1 protein-coding gene is annotated in these 646 nt (G+C 46.0%); it reads right to left on the bottom strand.

Going from position 1 to position 646, the window contains the following annotated elements:
- On the bottom strand, nucleotides 1-646 hold a 646-nt coding region (gene phhA / locus R7Q11_RS27025; RefSeq protein WP_225467093.1), incomplete at both ends, for a phenylalanine 4-monooxygenase.

Below are 646 nucleotides of genomic sequence, written 5' to 3' on the forward strand. Positions count from 1 at the left end.
AATCATCAATCACATAATATTTAGGCTGCATGATATCGATGCGATATGGCGTTCTTAATACCGTTTGTAGGTCAAAGGACTCACGAATTGCACTTTCGCTTTCCAATGCGTAGATGGTTTCTCCTGGGGAAGAGAGTATGCCGCCGCCATAGATTTTCGTTTTCGTGCCTTCTTTCACTAAACCAAATTCAACGGTAAACCAGTAAAGACGAGCCAAGTAAGCTCTCTGTTTTGGTGTTGCCGCTTGTCCGAGCTGACCATAATGTTCCGTAAACGCAGCAAACTCTGGATGCGTGAGCATGGCACAATGGCCGAAAATTTCGTGGAAAAGATCCGGCTCTTGTAAATAATCGAACTCTTCTCGGGTTCTTAGGAAAGTCGCGACTGGAAAACGTTTGTTACCCAACAAATTAAAAAATCGGTCGAAATCGATCAGAGCAGGCACAGGCTCAACCTGCCATCCTGTTGTTTCCATTAAGACTCGATTGATTTCCGGCAACTGAGGCACGCGATCCTGAGGTAAGTTCAGCAGTTCCAAACCACGTAGATAAGCATCACACGCACGCTCTTTGATCACGCTCATCTGTCTCGTGACAAGGTCACTCCAAATGGCATCTTCTTCGTGGCTCCATTCTACCCTTCCATC

It is taken from the genome of Vibrio sp. 970 (assembly GCF_033339075.1).